Annotated in this window: 8 protein-coding genes; 6 read left to right on the top strand and 2 right to left on the bottom strand. The window is 34.9% G+C overall.

From position 1 onward, the window contains the following. Positions 1–551: asparaginase (locus tag ACH2CJ_RS20570; protein ID WP_394996098.1), on the bottom strand; the 551-nt coding region annotated here is incomplete at its 3' end. A gap of 283 nt (positions 552–834) precedes the next feature. Between ACH2CJ_RS20570 and ACH2CJ_RS20565 the strand changes: the two genes are divergently transcribed. Next, the gene (locus ACH2CJ_RS20565) at positions 835–1,233 is read left to right on the top strand and encodes a hypothetical protein (RefSeq protein WP_394996096.1); all 399 of its coding nucleotides are present in this window, start codon (positions 835–837) and stop codon (positions 1,231–1,233) included. Here ACH2CJ_RS20565 and ACH2CJ_RS20560 read toward each other — a convergent pair. Beyond that, positions 1,230–1,556 carry a tetratricopeptide repeat protein gene (locus ACH2CJ_RS20560; protein WP_394996093.1) on the bottom strand — a complete coding sequence of 109 codons (327 nt, stop codon included), beginning with the start codon at positions 1,554–1,556 and terminating at the stop codon, positions 1,230–1,232. The two genes, ACH2CJ_RS20565 and ACH2CJ_RS20560, sit on opposite strands and share 4 nt — an antisense overlap. A 191-nt stretch (positions 1,557–1,747) precedes the next feature. On the opposite strand from ACH2CJ_RS20560, the gene ACH2CJ_RS20555 reads away from it, so the two are divergent. From ACH2CJ_RS20555 to ACH2CJ_RS20535, 5 genes are all read left to right on the top strand, one after another. Next, entirely contained in the window at positions 1,748–2,482 is a 735-nt protein-coding gene (locus tag ACH2CJ_RS20555; RefSeq protein ID WP_394996091.1) for an electron transfer flavoprotein subunit beta/FixA family protein, read from the top strand. A 100-nt stretch (positions 2,483–2,582) separates the two neighbouring features. Next, entirely contained in the window at positions 2,583–3,545 is a 963-nt protein-coding gene (locus ACH2CJ_RS20550) for an electron transfer flavoprotein subunit alpha/FixB family protein (RefSeq protein ID WP_394996088.1), read from the top strand. Positions 3,546–3,678: 133 nt separating this feature from the next. Then, positions 3,679–4,272 (top strand): bifunctional nuclease domain-containing protein, encoded by a 594-nt coding sequence (locus ACH2CJ_RS20545; protein WP_394996085.1) that lies wholly within the window; start codon positions 3,679–3,681, stop codon positions 4,270–4,272. Between the two features lie 92 nt (positions 4,273–4,364). Further along, entirely contained in the window at positions 4,365–5,198 is an 834-nt protein-coding gene (locus ACH2CJ_RS20540; protein WP_394996082.1) for a lysophospholipid acyltransferase family protein, read from the top strand. A gap of 113 nt (positions 5,199–5,311) precedes the next feature. After that, complete coding sequence (locus ACH2CJ_RS20535) at positions 5,312–6,193, top strand: cell division protein FtsX (protein WP_394996080.1); 882 nt, start codon at positions 5,312–5,314, stop codon at positions 6,191–6,193. The last annotated feature ends 20 nt before the right edge of the window (positions 6,194–6,213 follow it).

The raw sequence follows: 6,213 nt of genomic DNA, 5'->3' as shown, positions 1-6,213 counted from the left end.
TCTTTCTTTTTGGCACGGTTGCCACGTAGCAAATAAGAATTAAAATAAATTGCAACTTCTGGTACAACAGGTCGGCCATTGATTTGTGAAGATGCAATTTCTAAGGCTGTTATCAAATTTTCACGGGCATCTGTTCGAGCAACTCCAATGGGCAATTGAGCTCCTGTCAAAATCACTGGTTTCGATAAGTTTTCCAACAAAAAACTCAAAGCCGATGCCGAATATGCCATTGTATCGGTACCATGCAGTATAACAAAAGCATCATAATCTTCAAAGTTATTCTTCACGATTCGAGCTAATTCTAACCAATTATTAGGTCTAATGTTTGAAGAATCAATAGGTTTGGGCAATGTAAGTATAGTTAACTCAAATTCTAAACGTTGCAATTCGGGCACATTTACTAAAATTTGGTCGAAGTCGAAAGGCACTAAACTTTTACTTTTAGTATCATAAACCATTCCGAGCGTTCCTCCCGTATATATCATTAAAACTGAGGCAGCACGGCTTTTTAATTGCGATGAAGTAATGATTTTTGAAATTTTATAGGTCATTTTAAATTATTTTTCGACAAAAATACAACCTTAATTTAAGGCAATATTGAGCATTTTGAATATTTATTTAGGCAAACTAAGCTAAATCGAAATCTATATTTCAAAATTTAAGTGTTTTTTTAAGTAAATACACTTAAAATAATACCAAATTTTCTACTATTTGTAATTTTATAATTATACTATTTCAAGAAAATATTATATTTTTATTGAACATTTTTTAGAAAATACCGTTATATTTGAAAAACAACAAAATATTATTCGGAAAACTTAAAATATAAGTATTATGACTTTACAGCCCACATTACGAATCGTAACCGATGATGTAGCCATCATAGATTGCTTAGTGGACAACAACGAAATATTCAAATCATTCGATACAAACAAAACAGCATCATTTATAGTGGGCGAAGATTACCATTTGGTTTTTTACTTTGCCGATAGCCAAGTCGAAAATCGTTTTATGATGTATATAGTTGATGATTTTTCGGAAAACACAGAGTGTATGGGCTATATTCTCAACCATTTGGACGAGCAAATCAAAGAAAACAAACAAGAAAATAGTCATTTTTTTATGATCAAACAAGCCAAAAGTAAGGTTTTAGATGTGCTTTATATGACCGATACATTTCGTGCTTTGTTTGGTAAAAATACCACCCACGAAACCAGTGAATTATCTTATTAATCTTCCACTTCATCAAGAAACATTCTAAAAGCACGTTTAAGCTCATCATAAGCCTTCAAGTTTTGCTTAAGATGAGCTTTTTCTATTCCTATGATATACGTTTGTTTTGCTTTTTCAAATTCATTCAATTCAAAATACAAAGCAGCAGCATGATAATAAGTCGGAATATACTCAGGATGACTCTCTAATAATTTTTCCAGATAAAATTTAGCCTTTTCATTATCCTTATTTATAAACTCCATCGCAATTGCATAAATATTAAATGGCTCGTTAGGTTCGTCTGCCAAATACTCCAATAAAATTTTTAATCTTTCTGCTTGCATACAATTTTTCTTTAATATAGATTTGCATAATGTTATGCGTGCATACTAATTTATGCGTATTTCAATAAAAAATAATACCTTTCTAAGTACAATATTATTAATATATGCTTTTTCTATAACCGCTTAAAGCATCAATTCAATAAAAAATCCCTTTAGGAACGGTCCGCCGTTGCGGTTGGGGGCATAAAATCATGAAAATATTAGTCTGTATTTCAAGTGTACCAGATACGACATCTAAAATTTCATTTACTGATGGCGATACAAAGCTAAACAAAGCGGGCGTAACTTACATCATTGGGCCTTATGATGATTATGCCCTTGCCCGTGCAGTCGAATTGAAAGAACAATTGGGTGCAACTATCACAGTTTTGAATGTGGGTGGTGTAGATGCCGAACCACAAATCAGAAAGGCATTGGCTATCGGTGCCGACGATGCGATTCGAGTTGATGTTGAACCAACTGACTCGTACTTTGTTGCCGAGCAAATTGCTGCGGTTGCCAAAGAAGGCAATTATGATTTAATTTTGATGGGACGTGAAACAAGCGACTATAATTCGGGTGTGGTACACGGGATTGTAGGTGAAATGCTTGGAATACCTTCATTTTCTCCTGTTATGCAATTGAATATTGAAGAAAACTTAGCAACTTTAACACGTGAGATTGAAGGTGGAAAAGAAAAACTGACTGCTCCACTACCTTTGGTTTTAGGTTGTCAAGAACCAATAGCCGAATGGAAAATTCCAAATATGCGTGGTATTATGACTGCTCGAACTAAACCTTTAAAGGTAATACCAGCATCTGGTTCGGCATTAACTACCACAGAAAAATATACGCTTCCAGCACCAAAAGGAGCTTGCAAAATGATTCCTGCTGAAGATGCAGAAAAGTTAATAGAATTACTTAAAACCGAAGCAAAAGTCCTTTGATATTTACGATTTACTAATTGTTTGTACTGCAAAAGTTCGATATTTTAAATAAATCGGTAATCAAAAATTCGTAAATCGTCATCATAAATCGACAATCAAAATGATACTCATATTCACAGAAGTTGCTGATGGAGCAATCAAAAAATCATCACTCGAAGCCATTTATTATGGCTCAAAGGTTGCCGAAATGTTAGGAACTTCGGCAGTAGCCTTAGCAATCGGCAAAGCCAATACATCAGAATTAGCAAAAGCAGGAAGCTTTGGAGCAATAAAAGTACTTCATGCAAACGATTCAAAATTAGATGTAGCTAATAGTATGGCTTATGCCACAGTTTTAGCAGAAGCTGTAAAATCGACAGGTGCAAAAGTTGTTATTTCAGCAAAATCTTCTTTTGCCGATGCTGTAACTGCTCGTGCTGCAGGAACATTGAAAGCGGCAGTTGTTGGAAATGTAATAGAATTACCAAACGTTATGAATGGTTTCCAAGTAAAAGTTAGCATTTTTACTGGAAAAGCATTTGCTGAAGTAAATGTAAAAAGCGAAATTAAAATATTAGCTATAAAGAAAAATGCGGTTGTCCCTATAGAATCAGGTAATTCTGCAACGGTTGAAACCATCTCTCCTGCCCTGTCTGATAATCTTTTTTTGGCAAAAATAACCGAAACCATCAAGGCAACTGGAACTGTTTCTTTGCCAGAAGCCGACTTGGTAGTTTCAGGTGGACGTGGCATGAAAGGCCCTGAAAACTGGCAACCATTGCTCGATTTGGCTGATGCTTTAGGAGCAGCAACTGCTTGCTCTAAACCAGTGTCAGATTTAGACTGGAGACCTCACCACGAACACGTTGGACAAACTGGGATAAAAGTTTCACCAAATCTTTATATTGCTTGCGGCATTTCGGGGGCAATTCAGCACTTAGCTGGTGTAAATTCTTCAAAAGTTATTGTGGTAATTAATAAAGACCCAGAAGCACCATTTTTCAAGGCGGCCGACTATGGCATTGTGGGTGATGTTTTTGATATATTACCTAAGTTGACGAAGGCGGTTTTGGCTGGGAAATAATTTTTGTTTATTTAAAAAAAAACTTCGCTCAAAAAGTATAAAATAGAAGTGAAAATACTGTGGGTAAATCACTCACAGTATTTTTTTTTCAAAACAATACCAGCCTTTTTTAAGAATTGCTTATATTTGCATCGTGGAAAAAGTAAAACTCGAAATATTAGGTCTTTCGCCAAGTCAATCTCAGACTGGCTCATTTGCATTGGTTTTGTCAGAAGAAGCTGGTAATCGCCGTTTGCCAATCATTATAGGTATGTTTGAAGCACAAGCCATCGCTATTGAGATGGAACGCATCACCCCCAACCGCCCAATGACGCACGATTTGTTCAAATCATTTGCACGTGCTTTTGACTTTACTGTGGAAGAAATATTAATTTCTGACCTTCGAGAAGGAATTTTCTTTGCAAAAGTAGTTTGTACTGATGGTATTCGTCAGAAATCAATTGATGCTCGTCCGTCGGATGCTATTGCTATTGGTTTGCGTTTCCAAGTGCCAATTTACACAACCAATCAGATTTTGATCGATGCGGGTATAACCACGCAAGAAGCATCAACTGCCGATGAGCCAGAAGAATTAGTTCAATCATCTTCTCGTCCTCAAAAAACCTACAAAGAATCTCTAAAAGATTTAAGTTTAGACGAACTCAACAAAATGCTGACCCAAGCACTAAGTGATGAAGAGTATGAAAAAGCTGCAAAAATCAGAGATGAAATTGGTAAAAGAAACTAACAAAACTTAACACGTTTTTAGGAATTACCGGATTTTATTTGTACTTTTCAAAAGTAAACCCAACTGAAACAAATAAAATTGTAGTCCCGAAAATGCTTCGTGTACTTAAAAACTTCTTACCTGTACCCAATAATGACTCAAATCCCTTTTTTAGATATGTGTCATACATAGATATATTTGGCATTTTCGACCGAGACCCATTTGGTAACTGGCTGATATTGAAGCGTTTAATCATTCTTATTGCTGGCGTTCCTACTTATTGGCGACTCGCAGTTGCAAATAAGCTCAAAGTTGAAGGTGCAGAATTCCTTTCCAAACTACCTAACCAAAACGTCTATTTTATTTCCAATCATCAGACATACTTTGCTGATGTTATTACATTTTATCATATTTTTTGTTCAGTAAAATGGGGTTTTGGCAATCGGGTATTACCTATTGCATTGCTTGCCCCACGTGGGAGGATATTTTACGTAGCCGCTAGCGAAACTATGAAAGAAGGATTTTTACCTAAAATATTTAGCTTGGCAGGTGCGATTTTGGTTGAACGCTCATGGAGAGCAAAAGGCGAAAATGTACAGCGAACTTTAGATACTTCGGCAGGAGATAATGTGTCAAAAGGCTTGAAATTTGGTTGGGTTGTAAGCTTTCCACAAGGCACAACCAGTCCTTATGCACCAATTCGCAAAGGTACAGCTCATATTATAAAAGACAATAATCCAATAGTTGTGCCAGTAGTAATTGATGGTTTTAGACGAGCATTCAATAAATCGGGACTAAATTATAAAAAAAGAAATACTGAGTTGAAAGTGAAATTTAAAGAGCCTATATATTTTTCGCCCGATGCTACAGTTGAAGAAATCACCGAAGTCGTAAAAAATATCATCGAACAAAACATGCCCGAACGTATTGCTCGTTGGAAAAGCTAAACTGCTTAATTTCTTCCATTTGAATAACTTTAGTGTTAAAATTCATTAATTTCTAAATAATTCCTACTTCTTCCTTTATCTTTGCAGACGATCTAAAAAATCTTAGAACATCTATGCAGAAAAAAAACCGAAAATTAGGTACTTATCCAAGCCTATTGATAGTAATTAGCTTAACATCTGCATTATTTTTGATAGCTTTCAGTGGCTGGATTGCTCTTACATCCAAACAATTGGTTCTGCATGTCAAGCAAAACATTGAGGTGCAAGTTTATCTTGATAAATCATTGACTGCTATTCAACGAGATTCGGTTCGGAATCTTATTTCTCAAAAAAATTATATTGCCTATTCTGAAAATGTACCTCAAATAAAATTTATTTCAAAAGAAAGCACTGCCGAAAGAGTTTTGAGAGAAACCAATGAAGATTTTCGTTCGATTTTAGGCGAAAATCCATACAGAGATGCTTTTAGTTTAAGAATAAAAGACGATTATTTTAGTGAAAACCAGCTAAGTAAAATTAAAACTGATTTAGAACAATTGACTGGGGTTTTTGAAGCCGATTATGCCAAAGATTTTGTAGAAAGTATCAATAAAAATGCAAATAAAGCTTATTTAATAATTGCTTCAATAGTAGTTTTGCTCCTTATTGCCATAGCATTATTAATAAATAATACTATTCGTTTGGCTCTTTATTCGCAGCGATTTATCATTAGAAGTATGCAATTGGTAGGTGCAACTGATTGGTTTATTCAAAAACCATTTCTCGGACGAGGAGTACTTCAAGGCTTATTGGCAGGCGTAATAGCTTCTATTTTATTGCTTGGAATTCAACAAATAGCTATTAGAGAAATTGAAGATTTAGCTGTACTTCAAGATTTTCAGAAGTTAGCATTTCTATGTATTTTTGTCATTTTCTTAGGAATTCTCATTGGAATTCTCAGCACATATCAATCAATGTATCGCTATTTGCGTACAGATTTGGAAGAACTTTATTAAATAAATAAACAACGGGTAAG

It is taken from the genome of Emticicia sp., assembly GCF_043780375.1.
GTDB lineage: Bacteria > Bacteroidota > Bacteroidia > Cytophagales > Spirosomataceae > Emticicia.
The sequence above is the reverse complement of the archived record's forward strand: the minus strand, read 5'-3'. Positions and strand labels throughout refer to the sequence as shown.

Excerpts from the sequence above, each read along its gene's own strand:
- ACH2CJ_RS20565 (WP_394996096.1), top strand. The coding sequence starts at position 835 with ATGACTTTACAGCCCACATTACGAATCGTAACCGATGATGTAGCCATC.
- ACH2CJ_RS20560 (WP_394996093.1), bottom strand. The coding sequence starts at position 1,556 with ATGCAAGCAGAAAGATTAAAAATTTTATTGGAGTATTTGGCAGACGAA.
- ACH2CJ_RS20555 (WP_394996091.1), top strand. The coding sequence starts at position 1,748 with ATGAAAATATTAGTCTGTATTTCAAGTGTACCAGATACGACATCTAAA.
- ACH2CJ_RS20550 (WP_394996088.1), top strand. The coding sequence starts at position 2,583 with ATGATACTCATATTCACAGAAGTTGCTGATGGAGCAATCAAAAAATCA.
- ACH2CJ_RS20540 (WP_394996082.1), top strand. The coding sequence starts at position 4,365 with ATGCTTCGTGTACTTAAAAACTTCTTACCTGTACCCAATAATGACTCA.
- ACH2CJ_RS20535 (WP_394996080.1), top strand. The coding sequence starts at position 5,312 with ATGCAGAAAAAAAACCGAAAATTAGGTACTTATCCAAGCCTATTGATA.